Origin of the sequence: Streptomyces lanatus, assembly GCF_014655715.1 — a bacterium.
In the GTDB taxonomy this organism is placed as follows: domain Bacteria; phylum Actinomycetota; class Actinomycetes; order Streptomycetales; family Streptomycetaceae; genus Streptomyces; species Streptomyces lanatus.
The window spans coordinates 109,067-128,746 of the sequence record NZ_BNBM01000019.1 but is presented as its reverse complement, the minus strand read 5'-3'; the positions used below and the strand labels follow the sequence as shown (position 1 = coordinate 128,746).

Here is a 19,680-nt window from a genome sequence, read left to right as displayed (position 1 = left end):
ATGCGGGATCATGTCTGGCATGACCGAGGTGTCCTCGCTCACAGGGCGGTTGCTCGTGGCAACGCCCGCCCTGGCGGACCCGAACTTCGACCGCGCGGTGGTGCTCCTTCTCGACCACGACGAGGAGGGCTCCCTCGGTGTCGTCCTCAACCGTCCCACGCCCGTGGACGTGGGCGACATCCTGGAGGGCTGGGCGGATCTGGCCGGCGAGCCCGGCGTCGTCTTCCAGGGCGGCCCCGTGTCGCTGGACTCGGCGCTCGGCGTCGCCGTCATCCCCGGCGACTCGAACGGCGAGAGCGCCCCGCTGGGCTGGCGCCGGGTGCACGGCGCGATCGGGCTCGTGGACCTGGAGGCCCCGCCGGAGCTGCTCGCCTCGGCCGTCGGATCCTTGCGGATCTTCGCCGGGTACGCCGGCTGGGGGCCTGGCCAGCTGGAGGACGAGCTGGTCGAGGGCGCCTGGTACGTCGTGGAGTCCGAGCCGGGTGATGTGTCCTCGCCGTCCCCGGAAAGACTCTGGCGCTCGGTGCTGCGGCGCCAGCGCAATGAGCTCGCGATGGTGGCCACGTACCCGGACGACCCTTCGCTCAACTGATGCGTGTGAGCTTCAGTACTCTTGGCGGTATGAGCACTCTCGAGCCCGAGCGCGGGACTGGTACGGGGACCCTCGTCGAGCCCACGCCGCAGACTTCCCACGGCGACGGCGATCACGAGCGCTTCGCCCACTACGTCCAGAAGGACAAGATCATGGCGAGCGCCCTCGACGGGACTCCCGTCGTGGCGCTGTGCGGCAAGGTCTGGGTGCCCGGCCGCGACCCGAAGAAGTACCCCGTGTGCCCCATGTGCAAGGAGATCTACGAGTCCATGGGCGCCGGTGGCGGCGACGACAAGGGCAAGGGCGGCGACAAGAAGTAACGCCGGTGTCTTAGGTCCGAGCTTCGCGAGGCCCCCGGGCGCGTTTCGACGCGCCCGGGGGCCTTTGCGTGCCCGTTGCGTGTCACGAAGTGGTTGAGACCTCTTGTGGACATGTTCACGTAGTCCTTAGGCTCCGATGCGTTGTGCAGAGCGAAATAGCCATTGCATATGTTGCAACACACGCTCGGAGGAACACTCCATGAAGCTCCCCTCTCGACTCGCCGTACTCCTCGCGGCGGCAGCGGTCGTCACCGCCTGCGCCCCGCAGACCTCTGACAACTCCTCCTCCGACAAGGACGAGAAGACCGGCACCCTGCGGGTCTGGCTCTTCCAGGAAGTCGGCAACAAGCCGAAGGAGAAGGTCGTCGACTCCGTCGTCGCCGCCTTCGAGAAGAAGCACGACGGCACCAAGGTCGACGTCGAGTACATCCCGGTCGAGACCCGCGCCCAGCGCGTCAAGGCCGCCTTCAACGACCCCAAGTCCGCACCCGACGTCATCGAGTACGGCAACACCGACACCGCCGGCTATGTGAAGGACGGCGGGCTCCTCGACGTATCGAAGGAGTTCGGGGCCTGGAGCGAGGCGAAGGACACCGACCCCACCGCCAAGCAGTCCGTCACCGTGGACGGCAAGATCTACGGCGCGCCCTTCTACGTCGGCGTCCGCGCCCTGTACTACCGGACCGACGTCTTCAAGGAACTCGGCCTCGAAGTGCCGAAGACCATGGCCGAGTTGGCGACCACGGCCCGCGCTGTGCGTGCCGAGAAGCCCGAGCTGTACGGGCTCGTGGTCGGCGGGGCGTACACGTACGGCGCGATGCCGTTCGTCTGGGCCAACGGCGGTGAACTCGCCGAGGGCAAGGGCGGCTCGTACACCTCGGAGATCGACAGCGCGGCCGCCCAGAAGGGCATCAAGGCGTACACCTCCCTCTTCTCCGACGACAACTGCCCCGCCGCCAAGTGCGCGGGCATGGGCGGCAACGACACCGTCACCGCCTTTGCGGCGGGCAAGGCGAGCATGGCCATCGGAGGTGACTTCAGCCATGCGGCGGTGGAGGCCGGGAAGGTCAAAGGCAAGTACGCGGTCGTGCCGCTGCCGGGAGTGAAGGCGGGGTCCGTCGCGCCGGCGTTCGCCGGGGGCAACAACATCGGGGTCCTGAAGAGCACGTCGCATCGGACGCTCGCGGTTCAGCTGATGGAGTCGCTGGCCTCGAAGGAGACGCAGGCGTCGATGTTCGAGGCGATGGGGTTCCTGCCGACCTTCGGGGACGTACGGGAGAAGGCGGCGGCGGAGAAGCCGTATGTGAAGCCGTTCGTGGAGACGCTGGGGGCGGGGACGAAGTTCGTGCCGGCGTCGCCCGCGTGGTCGGAGATCGACGCGTCGCTTGTGCTGCCGACGATGTTCCAGGAGGTCATCAGCGGTAAGAAGGATGTGGCCGGGGCTTCGGGGGATGCGGCGAAGAAGATGGACTCGGCGTTCGGGTCCGTCGGATGACAGCGCCTACCAGCTCGGGGCGTGCGGGCCGTGTGCGGCTGCCGGTGGATCGTGGTTTGTCGCACAGTTCTCCGCGCCCCTTGGGGGGTTCCAGCGCGCGGAGCCGAAAGAGCTGGACTCCTTGGCTGTATCTCGCCCCGGCGCTTGTTGTCCTTGCTGGACTGCTCGTCTACCCCGTCTACCAGCTCGGGCTGATCTCCTTCTTCCAGTACACGCAGGCCCAGGTCAGCGGCGGAGAACCCACCACCTTTGAGGGGTTCGGGAACTACAGCGCGCTGTTCTCGGACTCGCAGTTCTGGCAAGTACTGCTCGCCACCCTCGTCTTCGCCGCCGCCTGTGTCGTGTCCACCCTTGCTGTCGGGTGTGCGCTCGCCGTGCTGCTCACGCGGGTGCGGGCGCTTCCCCGGCTGGCGTTGATGCTGGCCGCGCTCGGGGCCTGGGCGACTCCCGCCATCACCGGGTCGACCGTGTGGCTGTTTCTGTTCGATCCGGACTTCGGGCCGGTGAACCGGATGCTGGGGCTCGGGGACTACTCCTGGACGTACGGGCGGCTCAGTGCCTTCTTTCTCGTGCTGCTCGAAGTGGTGTGGTGCTCCTTTCCGTTCGTGATGGTGACGGTGTACGCGGGGATCAGGGCCGTTCCCGCCGAGGTGCTGGAGGCCGCCGCGCTGGACGGGGCCTCGCAGTGGCGGATCTGGCGGTCGGTGCTGGCGCCGATGCTGCGGCCGATCCTGGTCGTCGTCACCATCCAGTCGGTGATCTGGGACTTCAAGGTCTTCACTCAGATCTATGTGATGACCAACGGCGGCGGCATCGCGGGGCAGAACCTCGTCCTGAATGTGTACGCCTACCAGAAGGCGTTCGCGTCCTCGCAGTACAGCCTGGGTTCGGCGATCGGTGTCGTGATGCTGCTGATCCTGCTGGCCGTGACGCTCGTATATCTGCGGTTGCTGCGCAGGCAGGGGGAGGAGCTGTGAGATCGGTGAAGTCGGTGACTTTCGTACGGCGTCCCTGGCGGCTGTTCGCCGAGGCGTCCGCGTTGCTCATCGCCGTGGTCGTGGCGTTCCCGCTGTACTGGATGGTGCTCGGGGCCTTCAAACCGGCCGGGGAGATCGAGTCGAGCGAGCCGCGGCCGTGGACGCTGGACCCTTCCCTGGATTCCTTCCGGAGGGTCTTCGAGCAGAACGAATTCGGCCGTTACTTCGTCAACAGCCTTGTCGTCGCGTGCACCGTCGTGATCGCCTCGGCGCTGATCGCGTTTCTCGCGGCGACCGCGGTGACACGATTCCGGTTCCGCTTCCGGACCACGCTGTTGATCATGTTTCTGGTGGCCCAGATGGTGCCGGTGGAGGCCCTCACCATCCCCCTGTTCTTCCTCATGCGGGACTTCGGCCAACTGAACACCCTCGGGTCGCTGATCCTGCCGCACATCGCCTTCTCGCTGCCCTTCGCGATCTGGATGCTGCGGGGGTTTGTGAAGGCCGTTCCGGAGGCGCTGGAGGAGGCCGCGTACATCGACGGGGCGAGCCGGTCGCGATTCCTGTGGCAGATCCTTTTCCCGCTGGTCTTCCCGGGGCTCGTGGCCACCAGCGTTTTCTCCTTCATCTCCGCCTGGAACGACTTCCTCTTCGCCAAGTCCTTCATCATCAGCGACACTTCGCAGTCGACCCTGCCGATGGCCCTGCTCGTCTTCTACAAGCCGGACGAGCCGGACTGGGGTGGTGTGATGGCGGCGTCCACGGTGATGACGATTCCGGTACTGATCTTCTTCGTGCTCGTGCAGCGACGGCTGGTGTCGGGGCTGGGCGGAGCGGTAAAGGACTGACGTGACTGAACTGATTCCGATGCCCCGTGATGTCGTCGCCGGTTCCGGTGAGGTGAGGCTGACGGAGTACTCGCAGATCCATGCCGGCCCGGGGGCGGAGGGCGTGGGGCAGTGGCTGAGCGGCGTGCTGCGCCAGGCCACCGGGCTGCCCCTGCGTGAGGGGTGGGAACTCGACGACACCGACGGCGACGGCATCGGGCTCCGGCTCGCCCCGGGGCTGGGCGCCGAGGAGTACCGCCTCGTCAGCGGCCCGAGCGGTGTCCTGATCGAGGGCGGCGGCGCGGCCGGTGTCTTCTGGGGTGCCCAGACGCTGCGTCAGCTCCTCGGCCCCGACGCCTACCGCAGGGCCCCGGTCGGCCGCGACCGCACCTGGGCCGTGCCGCACCTCACCATCGAGGACGCGCCCCGATTCCGCTGGCGCGGCCTCATGCTCGACGTGGCCCGGCACTTCATGCCCAAGGACGGCGTGCTGCGCTACCTGGACCTGTTGGCCGCGCACAAACTCAACGTCTTCCACTTCCATCTGACGGACGACCAGGGCTGGCGCGTCGAGATCAAGAAGTACCCCCGGCTGACGGAAGTCGGCTCCTGGCGGGCGCGCACGAAAATCGGCCACCGGGCCTCCCCGCTGTGGGAGGAGAAGCCGCACGGTGGCCACTACACCCAGGACGACATCCGCGAGATCGTCGCGTACGCCGCCGAGCGGCATATCACCGTCGTCCCCGAAATCGACGTACCGGGCCACTCGCAGGCCGCCATCGCCGCGTATCCGGAACTCGGCAACACCGACGTCATCGACACGACCGCCCTCTCCGTCTGGGACACCTGGGGGATCAATCCGAACGTACTCGCCCCCACTGACAACACCCTCCGCTTCTACGAGGACGTCTTCGAGGAAGTCCTGGAGCTGTTCCCCTCGGAGTTCATTCACGTCGGGGGTGACGAATGCCTCAAGGACCAGTGGCGGCAGTCGGCCACCGCGCAGACCCGCATGCGGGAACTCGGGCTGAAGGACGAGGACGAGCTCCAGGCGTGGTTCATCGGCCACTTCGACGGCTGGCTCTCCGCGCGCGGGCGGCGCCTCATCGGCTGGGACGAGATTCTGGAGGGCGGGCTCGCGAAAGGCGCGGCCGTGTCGTCCTGGCGTGGATACGCCGGTGGAATCGCGGCGGCCCGCGCGGGTCACGACGTCGTCATGTGCCCCGAGCAGCAGGTGTATCTGGACCACCGTCAGGACGCGGGCGCCGACGAGCCGGTGCCGATCGGCTATGTGCGCTCCCTGGAGGACGTCTATCGGTTCGAGCCGGTGCCCGCCGAGTTGACGCCGTACGAGGCCCGGCATGTGCTCGGCACGCAGGCCAATGTGTGGACCGAGGTGATGGAGGACCAGGCACGGGTGGACTACCAGGCGTTTCCGCGCCTGGCCGCCTTCGCCGAAGTGGCCTGGAGCAGCCTGCCCGTCCCCGCGGAACGGGACTTCGCCGGCTTCGAGCGCCGACTGGCCGTCCACTACGGGCGACTTGACGCCCTGGGGGTCGCGTACCGGCCACCCACGGGACCGCGGCCCTGGCAGCGGCGCCCCGGAGTGCTGGGCCGGCCGATCGACGGCCCGCCCCCGAACAGATAATGGAAAAAAACCGGCAACGGGTCACCGAAGAGTGTCAATCGGTACGCACTGGTGATGCCGGGTGATGCCGTGCGAAAACGGACCATCTCCCTGATCAGGTGGGCGAATGCCTCCTAGCGGACCCCTGTCTTCGTGCCCTGCGAAGATGTGCCAGAGTTGCCACGTCCGCCCTGTCAGCACGTACCGTACGGCAACACAGGTGGGACCAGGTGGGGCAGCGGGAAGGGGCAGCCGGTTTGACCACGCACGCACCGCAGGCGGCGCAGGCCGTCACGCTGCCCACGACACTGGACGAGGCCGTGGCGGCCCTCGCGGCCATGCCCGCCGCCGTGCCCGTGGCGGGCGGCACCGACCTCATGGCCGCCGTCAACTCCGGGCAGCTCAGGCCCGCCGCACTGGTCGGACTCGGGCGGATCAGCGAGATCCGCGGCTGGCAGTACCAGGACGGCCACGCGCTGCTCGGCGCGGGACTCACGCACGCGCGCATGGGCCGCCCCGACTTCGCGGCCCTCATCCCGGCGCTCGCCGCCGCCGCACGCGCCGCGGGCCCGCCGCAGATCCGCAACGCCGGCACCCTCGGCGGCAACATCGCCTCCGCGTCCCCGACCGGTGACGCCCTGCCGGTGCTCGCCGCCCTCGAAGCGACCCTGATCGTCGCGGGCCCGGGTGGAGCCCGCAGAGAGATCCCGGTGTCGCACCTGCTGGCGGGCATGGAGATGCTGCGCGCCGGCGAACTCATCGGCTACGTGCGCGTGCCGCTGCTGCACGCCCCGCAGGTCTTCCTCAAGGCCACCGGCCGCACCGGCCCGGGGCGCGCCATGGCGTCCGTCGCGGTCGTCCTCGACCCCGCCCGGCGCGGAGTCAGGTGCGCCGTCGGCGCCATAGCGCCGATGCCGCTCAGGCCGCTGGAGGCCGAGCAGTGGGTCGCCCAGCTGATCGACTGGGACAACAACCGCACCATCGTCCCCGAGGCGCTGGGCGCCTTCGGCGAGTACGTCGCCGCGGCCTGCATCCCCGACCCGGCCCCGGCCGAGGACGGATCCGTGGCCCAGCATCCGCCCGCCGTACTGCACCTGCGGCGCACCGTCGCCGCGCTGGCCCGACGAGCACTGGGGAGGGCGCTGTCGTGACCGACGACCAGCACGGAGAGGGCACGCCCCAGGGCGCGGGCCGCTGGGACCCGCTGCCCCAGGGTGAGTACGACGACGGCGCCACCGCCTTCGTCAAGCTCCCCGAAGGCGGCATCGACGCCCTCCTGGCATCCTCCGACACCCCGCTCGCCGCGCCCGGCCACGGGTACGTCCCGCCGCAGATAGCGGCCGCGCAGGGAGCGGGCGCCGACCCCGCGGCCCCCGCCGGCTGGCCCGCCGCCGGCGTGCCCGCCGAGGGTGACCGGTGGCCCGACCCGAACGCTGCCGCGCAGGACGCGGGCGGCGACCGGTTCACGTACAACCCCGGCGCCACCCAGCAGTGGAACTTCTCGGAGACCGGGGCGACCGCGGCCGGACAGGACGCCGCCGCGCAGCGCCAGGACGTCACCGGGCAGTGGTCGATCCCCGTCGCCGACGGTGACCTTCCGGACGAATCCGGCGAGTTCACCACGTCGTCGCTCGTCGAGCAGTGGGGCGGCACCCCGCCGGCCACGCTGCCGGGCGGCGCCGCCGCGCCGTGGGCGACGCAGCCGACCGGACAGCCGTGGGGAGAGCAGGCCGAGGCCGCCGCGGCGACCGGCGAGGCGCTGGGAACCGCGCCCGGGCGGCCTGCCGATGCCGGGCACGTTCCCGGGCAGCCGGGACCGCAACCCGGCGACCCGCACGCCGGGCCCACCGGCGGGCGCCCCAACCGGCGGCCTGTCGGAACCGGTCCGGCGTCCGCCGCGTTCGGCCGCGACGGCGACCCGGCCGCGGAGCCCCACGCGCGCGTGGAGCCCGACGCATTCGCCCCGGGCCGCTCCGAGCGGCCCGCCGAGGACTCCGCCGAAAGCGCTACAGAGGCCTCACAGGACGCTCCCGGGACCGGTGAGCCCGCAACGGACGGCCCGGACGCCCAAGGCGTCACAGAGGCCCCCCAGGGCCCCGCGGAGCCGCCCGCCGACGACGACCCGGGCCCCGAGGCCACGGAGGACGCCGGGGACGCCGAGCAGACCGACGACGCGCCGTCGCTGCCCGGTGAGGAACACCCCCTCGCCTCCTACGTCCTGCGCGTCAACGGCGTCGACCGGCCCGTCTCGGACGCCTGGATCGGCGAGTCGCTGCTCTACGTGCTGCGGGAACGGCTCGGCCTCGCGGGCGCCAAGGACGGCTGCTCGCAGGGCGAGTGCGGGGCCTGCAACGTGCAGGTCGACGGACGGCTCGTGGCGTCCTGCCTGGTGTCCGCCGTGACCGCCGCAGGCGCCGAGGTCCGTACGGTCGAGGGGCTCGCCGAGGACGGCCGGCCCTCCGACGTGCAGCGCGCGCTCGCCCGGTGCGGCGCCGTGCAGTGCGGCTTCTGCGTGCCGGGCATGGCGATGACCGTGCACGACCTGCTGGAGGGCAACCCGGCACCCAGCGAGCTGGAGACCCGCCAGGCGCTGTGCGGCAACCTGTGCCGCTGCTCCGGCTACCGGGGCGTCGTGGAAGCCGTCAAGGAGGTCGTCGCCGAACGCGAGGCGCATGCCGGTGCCGACGACGGCGAACAGGACGGGGACGAGCCGCGTATCCCTCACCAGGCGGGCCCCGGGGCCGGCGGGGTCAACCCGTCGGCGTTCGAGGCGCCGGGTGCCATGGGACGACCGCATGACCAGGCGTACGGCCAGGACGGAGGCCAGGCGTGAGCAACGAAGCCGCCACCGCGACCACAGCCGCGGAGGCAGCCCCCGCCCCCGACCAGATCCCGCACGGCATCGGCGCCTCCTTGCAGCCCGCCGACGCCCGCGCCAAGACCGAGGGCACGTTCCCGTACGCGGCCGACCTGTGGGCCGAGGGCCTGCTGTGGGCGGCCGTACTGCGCTCGCCGCACCCGCACGCGCGCATCAAGTCCATCGACACGACCCACGCGCGCGAGATGCCCGGCGTCCGGGCCGTCGTCACGCACGAGGACGTGCCGGGCAGCCCGCTGCTCGGCCGCGGCAAGGCCGACCGCCCGGTGTTCGCCTCCGAGGTCGTACGCCACCACGGCGAGCCCATCGCCGCCGTCGCCGCCGACCACCCCGACACCGCGCGCCTGGCCGCCGCCGCCGTCATCGTCGAGTACGAGACGCTCGACCCGGTGACCGACCCCGAGCAGGCCTTCGAGGCCGAGCCGCTGCACCCCGACGGCAATCTGATCCGGCACATCCCGCTGCGCCACGGCGACCCCGACGCGGCCGGCGACATCGTCGTAGAGGGCCTGTACCGCATCGGCCGCCAGGACCCGGCCCCGATCGGCGCCGAGGCGGGCCTCGCCGTGCCGCGCCCGGACGGCGGCGTGGAGCTGTACCTCGCCTCCACCGACCCGCACACCGACCGCGACCGGGCCGCCGCCTGCTACGGCCTGGAGCCCGAGCGCGTCAAGGTCGTCGTCACCGGCGTCCCCGGCGCCACCGCCGACCGCGAGGACCAGGGCTTCCAACTCCCGCTCGGCCTGCTGGCGCTGAAGACCGGCTGCCCGGTGAAGCTGACGGCCACGCGCGAGGAGTCCTTCCTCGGCCACACCCACCGGCACCCCACCCTTCTCCGGTACCGCCACCACGCGGACGCAGAGGGCAAGCTCGTCAAGGTCGAGGCGCAGATCCTGCTGGACGCGGGTGCCTACGCCGACACCTCCGCCGAGGCCCTGGCCGCCGCGGTCGGCTTCGCCTGCGGGCCGTACGTCGTCCCGAACGCCTTCATCGAGGGCTGGGCCGTACGCACCAACAACCCGCCCTCCGGCCATGTGCGCGGCGAGGGCGCCATGCAGGTGTGCGCCGCCTACGAGGCGCAGATGGACAAGCTCGCCAAGAAGCTCGGCGTCGACCCGGCGGAACTGCGCCTGCGCAACGCGCTGGCCACCGGCGACGTACTCCCGACCGGCCAGACGGTGACCTGTCCGGCCCCGGTGGCGGAGCTCTTGCAGGCTGTGCGGGACTACCCGCTTCCGGCCCTGCCCAAGGACACCCCCGAGGACGAGTGGCTGCTGCCCGGCGGCCCCGAGGGCGCGGGCGAACCCGGTGCCGTGCGCCGGGGCGTGGGCTACGGCCTGGGCATGGTGCACATGCTCGGCGCCGAGGGCGCGGACGAGGTCTCCACGGCGACCGTGAAGGTCCACGACGGTGTGGCGACCGTGCTCTGCGCGGCCGTCGAGACCGGCCAGGGCTTCACGACGCTGGCCCGGCAGATCGTCCAGGACACGCTCGGCATCGACGAGGTGCATGTCGCGCCCGTGGACACCGACCAGCCCCCGGCGGGCGCGGGCTGCCGCGGCCGTCACACCTGGGTGTCGGGCGGCGCGGTGGAGCGGGCGGCCAAGATGGTCCGTACGCAGCTGCTGCAGCCCCTGGCGCACAAGTTCGGCATGTCCACCGAGCTGCTCCAGATCACCGACGGCAAGATCACGTCGTACGACGGAGTCCTGTCGACCACCGTCACCGAGGCGATGGACGGCAAGGAGCTGTGGGCGACGGCCCAGTGCCGCCCGCACCCGACCGAACCGTTGGACGACGCCGGGCAGGGCGATGCCTTCGTGGGCATGTCCTTCTGCGCGATCCGCGCGGTGGTCGACGTCGACATCGAGCTGGGCTCGGTGCGCGTCGTGGAACTGGCCCTCGCCCAGGACGTCGGCCGGGTGCTGAACCCGGCGCAGCTCCAGGCGCGGATCGAGGCCGGGGTGACGCAGGGCGTCGGCATAGCGCTCACGGAGAACCTGCGCTCGGCACGCGGCCTGATCCGCCACCCGGATCTGACGGGCTACTCCCTGCCGACGGCGCTCGACGCCCCCGACATCCAGATCGTGAAGCTGGTCGAGGAGCGGGACGTGGTCGCGCCCTTCGGTGCGAAGGCGGTCAGCGCGGTGCCGGTGGTGACGTCTCCGGCGGCCATCGCGTCGGCGGTGCGATCGGCGACGGGCCGGCCGGTGAACCGCTTGCCGATCCGCCCGCAGGCGGCGGTGGTCAACGCGCAGTGAACCGGCCCCGGTCGGCGGACCGGGACCGGACTGTCCCGAAGGTGCGGGATTGTCCGCGCCGCGAGGCCGGTCGTGGGAGCGATTCCAGCCGGAAGGGAACGTTCGCGGGTGGGGAGAGCGTCTACTGAGGTGAAGCGCTGTCAGCGGGCGTGCTGTGGCCCAGGGGCGTTGTCAGTGGTGGCGCGTAGTGTTCTGGGCAGTGGGGACGGCAGCCGGATCCGGCGGTCGGTCGGTCAGCCGGCCGTGTCGTGCCCGGGGGCGGTGAGAAAGCGCATGCGGGGGAGCCATGAGCACGACGATCACAACCCACATCGGTGACACGGCGACGTCGATCGTCCTGACCGAGGCGGACCTGGATCCGTACGTCACTCACGCGTCGACCAGGCGCTGGCTGACCGGCCCCGGACTGCCCGGGGACAATGGCGTGTTGAGCTTCGCCGGGCTGGGCCGGGACGGTCTGCGCAGGGTGGCGGACTCCACGGGCGACGCGGACGACAGGCTGACCGCGGAGCTGCGGGACCAGCTGGTGATAGGCGGACTGCTGGGCCCCGGCGGCCTGGAGACGGAGTCGGTCCTGCTGGACGGGGCGACGGGCGAGATCTCGACGACGCACTTCCTGCACGACCGCCCGGACCTGATGGACCGCCGCCCCCTGGCCCCGTCCCTGCACACCCTGGTGCGCTTCGCCGAGGCCACGGACGAACTGGCGGGGCTGCGCGGCCAGTTCGCCTCGTACGTCGGCCGCTACGGCCCCAAGGCGGTGGCGGAGGCCTCGCGGCATCTGCTCTCCGTGTTCGAGGAGGCCACGGACGGCGAGCCCGCGCCGTTCTGGAGGATGGCGGCGCTGATCCGGCCGCTGGCGCTCGTAGCGGGCCGGGCCGGGGCGTCGGGGCTGGCCCTGGACCTGCCGCCGCGGCTGCTCGACGAGGAGTTCGGCCGGCGCAGGATGGTGCGCTTCGAGGACGTCGACTTCCCCGGCGCGCTCCGCCATGAGCCGACTCGCCGCTTCCTGCGCGAGGTGGGCCTGCCGGAGGACGGCTTCCTGTTCACCCTCGACACCGACGACGTGTCGCTGCCGACGCTCGCCGAGTACTACGCCGACATCGATGCCTCGGCCGAACTCCCGGTCGGGGCCGGTCACTTGATCCGCCTCGGGCATCTCGTCGAGGACCACAGCCTGGTCGTCGACGGCTCGACGGGCGCGGTCCTGAACTGGAGCGAGTCCGAGGCGAGACTGTTCCCGCTGAACACCGACATCTCGACGCTCGCCTTCACCCTCTGGCTGCTGCACCGCGAGCAGACGATCGACGAGGAGTCGGGCCACGCCCTGACGGCCGACACCTACGACCAGCTGGCCATGACGATGCTCCAGGTCCTGTCGACGGTCGATCCGACGGGCACCGAGGCGGGCACGGACGGACGGCACTACTGGACGCAGGTGTTCCAGGACGAGGCGTGCGGCGCGCTGGAGTCGGTGGGCGGGGCGCGGTGAGCCCGATCGGCGGGGCCGGCATGGACCGTGTGATCGTCCGGCCCGCCGAGGCGGGGGAGTTGGCGGCCGTCGCCGGACTGCGCTGGCAGTGGATCCTGGAGGGCGACGGCTCCGCGCCGACGGGCGTGGAACGCGAGGAGTTCGTACGCCACTTCGTCGACTGGGCCGAGCGGAATTCCTCCTCGCACCGCTGCATGGTCCTGGTGGGCGGCGACGCGAAGATCCTCGGTATGGCGTGGCTGGCGGTCGTCCACCGGGTGCCGACCCCGCAGGCGCTGCACCGGGCGTCCGGCGATCTCCAGTGCGTGTATGTCGTCCCCGAGGCACGGGACTCCGGGCTGGGTGGCCGGCTGATCACCGAGACCCTGGCCAGGGCGAGGGAGCTAGGCCTTGAGCGGGTCACCGTCCACTCGTCGCCTCGGGCGGTCCCCGCCTACGCCCGCCAGGGGTTCGAGAACTCGCCGAGACTGCTCCAGGTGCCGGTCGCGCGGACGACGCCGTACCCCTGAGCCGGCTGCTGGCTGTGCGCGCCGGCCCAGAGGCAGGGGTCGTCAGGAGGAGTTGGCGGCCGCGCGACGGCGGCGTACGGCCAGGACCAGGCCGCCACCCAGGGCCGCCGTGGCGGCTGCGGCGCCGGCGATGAGAGGAGTGCCGTCGGAGCCGGTGCTGGCGAGGTTGCCGTCGACGGAGTCGGTGGTGGAACCGGTGGTGCCGGTACCGCCGGTGCTGCCGCCCGTGCCACCCGTGCCGCCGGTGGACTGGCCCTCGGGGTCGTTGCCGTCGCCGCCCGTGGTGGCGCCGCCGTCCGTCGAGCCGCCGGTGGAGGAGCCGCCGGAGGTGGCGGGTTCGGGCTCGTAGTCGGTCGGGATGGCGACGCGGATCGCGGCCTTGTCGTTGGCGGGGTTCTTGTCGAACTCCGGGTGGATGTCGTAGACGGAGGTCGCCTTCACCTCGCCGGTGGTGGTCTTCGCGTCGTCGTCGATGTCCAGCATGAAGGTGAAGGACAGCGTCTCGTCGACGTCGATGGTGTGATCGGCTGGCCAGCAGACGTACGTGGACTTGCCCGGCGTACCCCCGGGTCCGGACGGGCCGTCGATCCCGAACGGCGCGCACTCCTCGGGCACCTGGGTGGCGACCGTGTCCTCCGGTATCCGCACCATGAGGGCGGTCTGGTCGTCGCTCTCCTGGTTCTGGATCCAGCCCGGGCCGTCGTTGCGGAGCCCCACCGTGATGGACTGCCGGTCGCCCGCGAGCGCCTCGGTGTCCTCGCCGATGGCGACGAGATCGGCCGAGCTGTCGGCGGTCAGGGTCAGCCGCCGGTGACTGTCGCCGAAGCCCTCGCCCGGTGCTTCGCCGGTGGCCGAGGTGCCGTACTCGATGGCCTCCATCAGGGCGCTGGGCTGTGCCTTGAAGCGCACGGGAGTCTCGACGGAGGCGCCGGGTTCGACGACGGTGTCGAGTTCGCAGAGGGCCTGCCTGACCTTGTCCTCGATCGTCGAGTAGGTGCAGCCCTCGACGGTCTCGGGGAAGTCGAGCCCGCGGGTCAGCCGGATCCGGAAGGTGACGCCGTCCGCGGCGGCGGTGCCCTTGTTGGTGATGACGACGTTCTCGTCGTACACCTCGCCCGGCTTGGGGGACGTAGTCGGCAGGGTCGAGATCACCAGGGAGGGCTCGCCCTCCTCGGCATACGCGGTGGGGGCGGCGATCGCGGGAACGGCCGCGGCGATCGCGGCGGCGGCCACCCAGGCGGCCGACGTGCGGAGGTACGAGGGGCGGAGGCGCTGGCGCACGGATGGGTCTCCTCGTCGAAACGGAAGCACGGCGATCGGAACGTCACCGTCCAGTCATGTACTGGACATCCCGAGAGCCCCGAAGGTTGCGCCGCCGTTCATGAAGAAACTGAGGGGGATGTGGGGAGTTCCACGGTGACCCTGATCCCGCCGGCCGGGCGCGGGGTGAGCGTCAGGGTTCCGTCGTGGGCCTCGGTGATGGTCCTGACGATCGCCAGGCCGAGGCCGACGCCCGCGTGGTCGGTGTGGACGCGCTCGGTGCCGCGCCGGAAGGGCTCCGTGAGGGTCGAGGCCAGCTCCGGGGTGAGCTGCTCGCCGGTGTTCTCGACGGTGAGCGTCACCGTCCCGGGGTGGACGCCGGTGGTGACCCATACGGTGCCCTGCTCGGGCAGGTTGTGGATGATCGCGTTGTGCACGAGGTTCATGGTCAGCTGCAGCAGCAGCGCCTGCGATCCGGACGTGGGGGTGATGTCGCCGCCGGTCTCGATGGTGACGCCGTGCTTCTCCGCGAGGGGGAGGAGGGTCTCGGTGGCCTCCTCCGCCAGGAGGGACAGATCGACGTCTTCCCGGGTGAAGGCGCGCTGGTCGGCGCGGCTGATCAGGAGCAGTGCCTCGGTGAGGTCGATCGCGCGGGCGTTGACGGTGTGCAGACGGTCGATGAGTTCGCCGGTGTCGTGGTCCGGGTCGGTGCGGGCCACGTCGAGCAGGGACTTCGTGATCGCGAGCGGGGTGCGCAGCTCGTGCGAGGCGTTGGCCGCGAATCTCCGCTGTTCGGCGACATGTGCTTCGAGGCGGGCGAGCATCGCGTCGAAGGCGTCGGCCAGTTCACGGAACTCGTCGTCGCGGCCCGGCAGTTGAATGCGGTGGGAGAGCGAGCCGTGAGTGGCCCTGCGGGTGGCGTCGGTGATGCGGGTCAGGGGAGCGAGCATCCGCCCGGCGAGGAACCACCCTCCCACGAGACCGAACACCAGCAGGAACGCGAACACCGCGGCCGCCCTCGGTGCGAAGACGCCCAGCAGATTGGACCGGACGGGAAAGACATCACCGGGCGCGCCACCGTCGTCGGGGACGATGAGCACGGCACGCTCGGGGACGTAACGCAGCAGGAACACCCACACCGCCGCGAGCAGCAGCGTGCCGGCGACCATGAGGAATCCGGCGTAGCTGAGGGTGAGTCTGAGGCGGACGCTCGGACCAGGTGCCCTATCCATGGTCGCCTCCGGAGTCCGGCGCCGTGTCGATGCGGTAGCCGACGCCCGGCACCGTGGCGATCAGCCAGGGTTCGCCGAGCCGCTTGCGCAGGGCCGAGACGGTGATGCGTACGGCGTTGGTGAAGGGGTCGGCGTTCTCGTCCCACGCCCGTTCCAGCAGGTCCTCGGCGCTGACGACCCCGCCCTCGGCGGCCACGAGGACCTCCAGCACCGCGAACTGCTTCCTGGTCAGCGCGACATGGCGGTCGTCCCGGTAGACCTCTCTGCGGAACGGGTCGAGGCGCAGTCCCGCGAGCTCCCGTACGGGAGGCCTGTGGTGGGCACGTCTGCGGTCGAGCGCCCTGAGCCTGAGCGCGAGTTCCTTCAGCTCGAAGGGTTTCGTGAGGTAGTCGTCGGCGCCGAGTCCGAAACCGGACGCCTTGTCGTCGAGGCGGTCGGCCGCGGTGAGCATGAGGATCGGCATCCCGCTGCCGGAGGCGACGATACGGCGGGCGATCTCGTCACCGGACGGACCGGGGATGTCACGGTCGAGCACGGCGATGTCGTACGCGTTGACGCCCAGCAGCTCCAGCGCGGTGTCGCCGTCACCCGCGATGTCCGCCGCGATCGCCTCCAGACGAAGCCCGTCCCGGATGGCCTCCGCCAGATAGGGCTCGTCCTCGACGATCAGCACACGCATGCCATCGATGCTAGGAGCCGGCGCGTATCGGCGGCGTATCGAAATCCGCATACGCGCAGGCAACACCGCACCGCGTTCACTGACGGTCACTCCATTGCCATGACCCGGCCGACAGTGAGCGAGGACGGACGATGACGCAGGTGGACACGGAGGCGACGACCGGACAGGGCGCCGCCGGTCCCAGGGACACCAGCACACGGCGCGCGGACATCCGCCGCGCGATCCGCGCCCTCTCTCGGCCGGCCCCCTGGAAGCGCGGCCCGCTGCTCGCGGCGCTCGCGCTGCTGCTCGGCCTGGTCATGCTGTTCCACGCGAGCGTCCCGAACACCGGGGGCCTCGGCAGCCTGGTGGAGACGATGCTGCCGTGGTTCGCCCTGTTCGTGCCGCCGCTGCTGGCCGGCGCGCTCTGGCGCCGCTCCGCCACCGCGGTCGTCGCGCTGCTGCTGCCGGTCACGGTGTGGCTGAACCTCTTCGGCGGGCTCCTCACCGACAAGTCCCGCTCGGGCGGCGACCTCACCCTCGTCAGCCACAACGTCGGTGCCGGCAACCCCGACCCGGCGGGCACCGCGAGGGACCTGGCCGCCTCCGGGGCGGACCTGCTGGCCCTGGAGGAGATCACCGCACAGGCGAAGCCGCAGTACGAGAAGGCGCTGGCGAAGGCTTACCCGCACCACACCGTGCTGGGCACGGTCGGGCTGTGGAGCAAGCTGCCGCTGTCGGACACCCGGTCGGTCGACATCGAGCAGGACGTCGGGCCGCTGGGGGAGGCCAAGCCGGAAGAGGTCAAGCTGGCCTACGCCCGCGCGCTGCGCACCACGGTGGCCACGGACCAGGGCCCGCTGGCGGTGTACGTGGCCCACCTGGGCTCCGTGCGGGTGATGCCCCGGAACGGCTTCTGGACGGACTCACGGGACCGCAACGCGCAGGCGCTCGCCAAGGCCGTCGCCGCCGAGCGGAGCGAGCGCGTGGTCCTGCTCGGCGACCTGAACGGCACCATGGACGACCGCGCGTTCGCCGGACTCACCTCGCAGCTGCGCTCGGTCCAGGAGGAGGCCGGGTCCGGCTTCGGCTTCAGCTGGCCGGCGGAGTTCCCGGTGGCGCGGATCGACCAGATCCTCGTGCGCGGGGTGCGGGCGGAGAGCTCGTGGGTGCTGCCGGCCACGGGGAGCGATCACCGTCCGGTGGCGGCGGCGATCGGCTGGTGAAAGAGCTTGGAGGCCGTGGCGGGAATCGAACCCGCGTAATTCGCTTTGCAGGCGAATCCCTGAACCACTCGGGCACACGGCCGTGATCGGTTCCTCGACCGTACGGGCCGGTTGACGAGCGGCTCAAGGGAATCGGGCGCGCTGCAACGCGACTGCCACACCGCGTTCATGAATCCCGGGTTCCACCCCTTGGTCGTACGACCAAGGTCGCACCGTGGGACCGTCTCCCGACAGGGGTCAAAGTCGGTTGCGGCCCTTACGCTGGCGACCATGACTGCCCTCGAGCCGCGCGGCCCCGACCTCGCGAAGACATCCGACGCGCCCCCGGACCCGGCGGCCGAGGAGAAGGTGCTGAGCAGGTCCTATCGGGCGCTCAGCATCGGGATCGTCTCCGTCGTGCTGCTCATCGCCTTCGAGGCGACCGCCGTCGGCACGGCGATGCCCGTCGCGGCGCGGGAGCTGGACGGGGTGTCGCTGTACGCGTTCGCGTTCTCGGGGTACTTCACGACCAGCCTGTTCGGGATGGTGCTCGCGGGGCAGTGGTCGGACCGGCGGGGACCGCTCGGCCCGCTGACGGCAGGGATCGCCTCCTTCGGGGCCGGGCTGCTGCTGGCCGGGACCGCGGGCGCCATGTGGGTGTTCATCCTCGGGCGCGCCGTGCAGGGGCTCGGGGGCGGGCTGGTGATCGTCGCGCTGTACGTCGTCGTGGGGCGGGTCTACCCGGAGCGGCTGCGGCCGGCGATCATGGCGGCGTTCGCGGCGAGCTGGGTCGTGCCGTCGATCGTGGGGCCGCTGGCCTCCGGGGCGGTGACCGAGCATCTGGGCTGGCGCTGGGTGTTCATCGGGATTCCGGTGCTCGTCGTCTTCCCGCTCGCGCTGGCGCTGCCGCAGATACGACGCCGGGCGGGCGGCCCGCTCGACGACTCGGCCGGCGGCGCGTCCTTCGACCGGCGGCGGATCCGGCTCGCCCTCGGCATCTCCCTCGGCGCGGGGCTCCTTCAGTACGCCGCCCAGGACCTGCGCTGGCTCTCCCTCGTGCCCGGCGCGGTCGGAGCCGCGCTGCTCGTGCCGGCCGTGCTCGGTCTGCTCCCGCGCGGCACCTACCGGGCGGCGCGCGGGCTGCCTTCGGTGGTGCTGTTGCGCGGGGTCGCGGCGGGGTCCTTCATCGCAGCCGAATCCTTCGTGCCGCTGATGCTGGTCACCCAGCGGGGGCTGTCGCCGACCATGGCCGGGTTCTCGCTCGCGGCGGGCGGGGTGACGTGGGCGGTGGGGTCGTGGGTGCAGTCGCGGCCGCGGGTGGAGCCGTACAGGGAACGGCTGATGACGCTCGGGATGGTGCTGGTGGCGGCGTCCATCGCGGCCGCGCCGAGCGTGCTGATCTCCTCCGTGCCGGCCTGGACACTGGCCGTGGCGTGGGCGTTCGGCTGCTTCGGGATGGGGCTGGTGATCGCCTCCAGCAGCGTGCTGCTGCTCCAGCTGTCCGCGCCCGAGGAGGCCGGTACGAATTCGGCGGCTCTGCAGATCTCGGACGCGCTGTCCAACGTGGTCCTGCTGGCGGCCGGGGGCGCTGCCTTCGCGGCTCTGGGGGGCGGCTCGGTGAGTCACGCGGCTACGGCGGCGTCCGGTTCGCATCCGGGGGCGTTCGCGGCGGTGTTCCTGCCGATGGCGGGGGTGGCGTTGGTAGGGGCTTGGGTGACTACGCGGTTGCGTGAGGAATCCCGGTGACACCGAGTGGTACCGCGTAGTACCGTTGAGGCATGGCTGGACTGAACCTGCGTTTTTCGGACGAAGAGCTCGACGCCCTGCGTGATCGCGCGGCGGCGGAAGGGCGCAGCATGCAGGCCTTCGCGCACGACGCCGTGATCGCGGCCATAAACGAGCACTCACGGCTGTTCAACGAGGCTGCCGAGCACGTGCTGAAGGCCAGTGCCGAGCTGAACCGGAGGCTCGCCTGATGCACTACCTGACTCTGCCCGAGCTGCTGAATCTGGCGCAGCGGCTCGGGGCGGACGAAGTGCGTGACTACGGGCTGCTGGATTCCGCACTGGCGCGTCCCCAGTCGAGTGTGTTCGGGCAGGACGCCTACCCGGACGTATGGCAGAAGGCCGCCGCGCTGATGGAGTCCCTTGCCCGCAACCACGCACTCGTCGATGGGAACAAGCGCATCGCCTGGTACGCGACCTGGGTCTTCCTGCACATGAACGGGCACCCCCTGGACTCGGAGTTCGACGTGGACGAGGCCGAGCGATTCGTGCTGGATGTCTGTCAGGGCGCACTGGACGTGCCCAAGATCGCAGCCCAGTTGCCGCGCTTCGCGCGCTGAGTG

At 71.1% G+C, this 19,680-nt stretch carries 18 protein-coding genes and 1 tRNA gene; 15 read left to right on the top strand and 4 right to left on the bottom strand.

What is annotated here, in order from left to right; genetic code table 11:
* Positions 1-19: 19 nt before the first annotated feature.
* The 11 genes from IE325_RS37260 to IE325_RS37210 all read left to right on the top strand — a co-directional run bounded on the left by IE325_RS37260 (position 20) and on the right by IE325_RS37210 (position 12,978).
* Complete coding sequence (locus IE325_RS37260) at positions 20-592, top strand: YqgE/AlgH family protein (protein WP_190074593.1); 573 nt, start codon at positions 20-22, stop codon at positions 590-592.
* A 29-nt stretch (positions 593-621) separates the two neighbouring features.
* Positions 622-912, top strand: a complete 291-nt coding sequence (locus IE325_RS37255; RefSeq protein WP_030946851.1) for a DUF3039 domain-containing protein — start codon at positions 622-624, stop codon at positions 910-912.
* 199 nt (positions 913-1,111) lie between these two features.
* Complete coding sequence (locus IE325_RS37250) at positions 1,112-2,407, top strand: extracellular solute-binding protein (RefSeq protein ID WP_190074592.1); 1,296 nt, start codon at positions 1,112-1,114, stop codon at positions 2,405-2,407.
* A complete protein-coding gene (locus tag IE325_RS37245) occupies positions 2,404-3,384 on the top strand; it encodes a carbohydrate ABC transporter permease (RefSeq protein WP_190074591.1) in 981 nt (326 codons plus the stop codon). Before IE325_RS37250 ends, IE325_RS37245 begins: the two co-directional genes overlap by 4 nt.
* A gap of 14 nt (positions 3,385-3,398) precedes the next feature.
* Positions 3,399-4,232 (top strand): carbohydrate ABC transporter permease, encoded by an 834-nt coding sequence (locus IE325_RS37240; protein ID WP_373315290.1) that lies wholly within the window; start codon positions 3,399-3,401, stop codon positions 4,230-4,232.
* A gap of 1 nt (position 4,233) precedes the next feature.
* On the top strand, positions 4,234-5,859 hold the full coding sequence (locus IE325_RS37235) for a beta-N-acetylhexosaminidase (protein WP_491590975.1): 1,626 nt from the start codon (positions 4,234-4,236) through the stop codon (positions 5,857-5,859).
* 236 nt (positions 5,860-6,095) lie between these two features.
* Positions 6,096-6,989: an FAD binding domain-containing protein gene (locus tag IE325_RS37230; protein ID WP_190074589.1), complete on the top strand. Its 894-nt coding sequence runs from the start codon at positions 6,096-6,098 to the stop codon at positions 6,987-6,989.
* Positions 6,986-8,671, top strand: coding sequence for a 2Fe-2S iron-sulfur cluster-binding protein (locus tag IE325_RS37225; protein ID WP_190074588.1), 1,686 nt, complete (start codon positions 6,986-6,988; stop codon positions 8,669-8,671). The genes IE325_RS37230 and IE325_RS37225 overlap by 4 nt, the downstream gene beginning before the upstream one ends.
* The gene (locus IE325_RS37220) at positions 8,668-10,977 is read left to right on the top strand and encodes a xanthine dehydrogenase family protein molybdopterin-binding subunit (protein WP_190074587.1); all 2,310 of its coding nucleotides are present in this window, start codon (positions 8,668-8,670) and stop codon (positions 10,975-10,977) included. Before IE325_RS37225 ends, IE325_RS37220 begins: the two co-directional genes overlap by 4 nt.
* A gap of 286 nt (positions 10,978-11,263) precedes the next feature.
* Positions 11,264-12,469, top strand: coding sequence for an SUKH-4 family immunity protein (locus IE325_RS37215; protein ID WP_190074586.1), 1,206 nt, complete (start codon positions 11,264-11,266; stop codon positions 12,467-12,469).
* Between the two features lie 20 nt (positions 12,470-12,489).
* Positions 12,490-12,978: a GNAT family N-acetyltransferase gene (locus IE325_RS37210; protein WP_190074585.1), complete on the top strand. Its 489-nt coding sequence runs from the start codon at positions 12,490-12,492 to the stop codon at positions 12,976-12,978.
* Positions 12,979-13,020: 42 nt separating this feature from the next.
* On the opposite strand, the gene IE325_RS37205 is transcribed toward IE325_RS37210, so the two are convergent.
* From IE325_RS37205 to IE325_RS37195, 3 genes are all read right to left on the bottom strand, one after another.
* On the bottom strand, positions 13,021-14,259 hold the full coding sequence (locus IE325_RS37205) for an LPXTG cell wall anchor domain-containing protein (RefSeq protein WP_190074584.1): 1,239 nt from the start codon (positions 14,257-14,259) through the stop codon (positions 13,021-13,023).
* 98 nt (positions 14,260-14,357) lie between these two features.
* Entirely contained in the window at positions 14,358-15,470 is a 1,113-nt protein-coding gene (locus tag IE325_RS37200) for a sensor histidine kinase (RefSeq protein ID WP_190074583.1), read from the bottom strand.
* On the bottom strand, positions 15,463-16,149 hold the full coding sequence (locus IE325_RS37195) for a response regulator transcription factor (RefSeq protein WP_190074582.1): 687 nt from the start codon (positions 16,147-16,149) through the stop codon (positions 15,463-15,465). Before IE325_RS37195 ends, IE325_RS37200 begins: the two co-directional genes overlap by 8 nt.
* 131 nt (positions 16,150-16,280) lie before the next feature.
* Between IE325_RS37195 and IE325_RS37190 the strand changes: the two genes are divergently transcribed.
* Positions 16,281-17,354 (top strand): endonuclease/exonuclease/phosphatase family protein, encoded by a 1,074-nt coding sequence (locus IE325_RS37190; RefSeq protein ID WP_190074581.1) that lies wholly within the window; start codon positions 16,281-16,283, stop codon positions 17,352-17,354.
* Between the two features lie 7 nt (positions 17,355-17,361).
* Here the strand turns inward: IE325_RS37190 and IE325_RS37185 are convergent.
* Positions 17,362-17,436, bottom strand: a tRNA-Cys gene (locus tag IE325_RS37185).
* A 188-nt stretch (positions 17,437-17,624) separates the two neighbouring features.
* Here IE325_RS37185 and IE325_RS37180 point away from each other — a divergent pair.
* From IE325_RS37180 to IE325_RS37170, 3 genes are read left to right on the top strand one after another with little or no spacing between them, the layout of a single operon-like run.
* A complete protein-coding gene (locus tag IE325_RS37180) occupies positions 17,625-19,079 on the top strand; it encodes an MFS transporter (RefSeq protein ID WP_190074580.1) in 1,455 nt (484 codons plus the stop codon).
* 32 nt (positions 19,080-19,111) lie between these two features.
* Entirely contained in the window at positions 19,112-19,309 is a 198-nt protein-coding gene (locus IE325_RS37175; RefSeq protein WP_190074579.1) for a hypothetical protein, read from the top strand.
* Complete coding sequence (locus IE325_RS37170; RefSeq protein WP_190074578.1) at positions 19,309-19,677, top strand: type II toxin-antitoxin system death-on-curing family toxin; 369 nt, start codon at positions 19,309-19,311, stop codon at positions 19,675-19,677. The genes IE325_RS37175 and IE325_RS37170 overlap by 1 nt, the downstream gene beginning before the upstream one ends.
* Positions 19,678-19,680 lie beyond the last annotated feature (3 nt).

Excerpts from the sequence above, each read along its gene's own strand:
- IE325_RS37260 (WP_190074593.1), top strand. The coding sequence starts at position 20 with ATGACCGAGGTGTCCTCGCTCACAGGGCGGTTGCTCGTGGCAACGCCC.
- IE325_RS37255 (WP_030946851.1), top strand. The coding sequence starts at position 622 with ATGAGCACTCTCGAGCCCGAGCGCGGGACTGGTACGGGGACCCTCGTC.
- IE325_RS37250 (WP_190074592.1), top strand. The coding sequence starts at position 1,112 with ATGAAGCTCCCCTCTCGACTCGCCGTACTCCTCGCGGCGGCAGCGGTC.
- IE325_RS37245 (WP_190074591.1), top strand. The coding sequence starts at position 2,404 with ATGACAGCGCCTACCAGCTCGGGGCGTGCGGGCCGTGTGCGGCTGCCG.
- IE325_RS37215 (WP_190074586.1), top strand. The coding sequence starts at position 11,264 with ATGAGCACGACGATCACAACCCACATCGGTGACACGGCGACGTCGATC.
- IE325_RS37210 (WP_190074585.1), top strand. The coding sequence starts at position 12,490 with ATGGACCGTGTGATCGTCCGGCCCGCCGAGGCGGGGGAGTTGGCGGCC.
- IE325_RS37200 (WP_190074583.1), bottom strand. The coding sequence starts at position 15,470 with ATGGATAGGGCACCTGGTCCGAGCGTCCGCCTCAGACTCACCCTCAGC.
- IE325_RS37195 (WP_190074582.1), bottom strand. The coding sequence starts at position 16,149 with ATGCGTGTGCTGATCGTCGAGGACGAGCCCTATCTGGCGGAGGCCATC.
- IE325_RS37190 (WP_190074581.1), top strand. The coding sequence starts at position 16,281 with ATGACGCAGGTGGACACGGAGGCGACGACCGGACAGGGCGCCGCCGGT.
- IE325_RS37180 (WP_190074580.1), top strand. The coding sequence starts at position 17,625 with ATGACTGCCCTCGAGCCGCGCGGCCCCGACCTCGCGAAGACATCCGAC.
- IE325_RS37175 (WP_190074579.1), top strand. The coding sequence starts at position 19,112 with ATGGCTGGACTGAACCTGCGTTTTTCGGACGAAGAGCTCGACGCCCTG.
- IE325_RS37170 (WP_190074578.1), top strand. The coding sequence starts at position 19,309 with ATGCACTACCTGACTCTGCCCGAGCTGCTGAATCTGGCGCAGCGGCTC.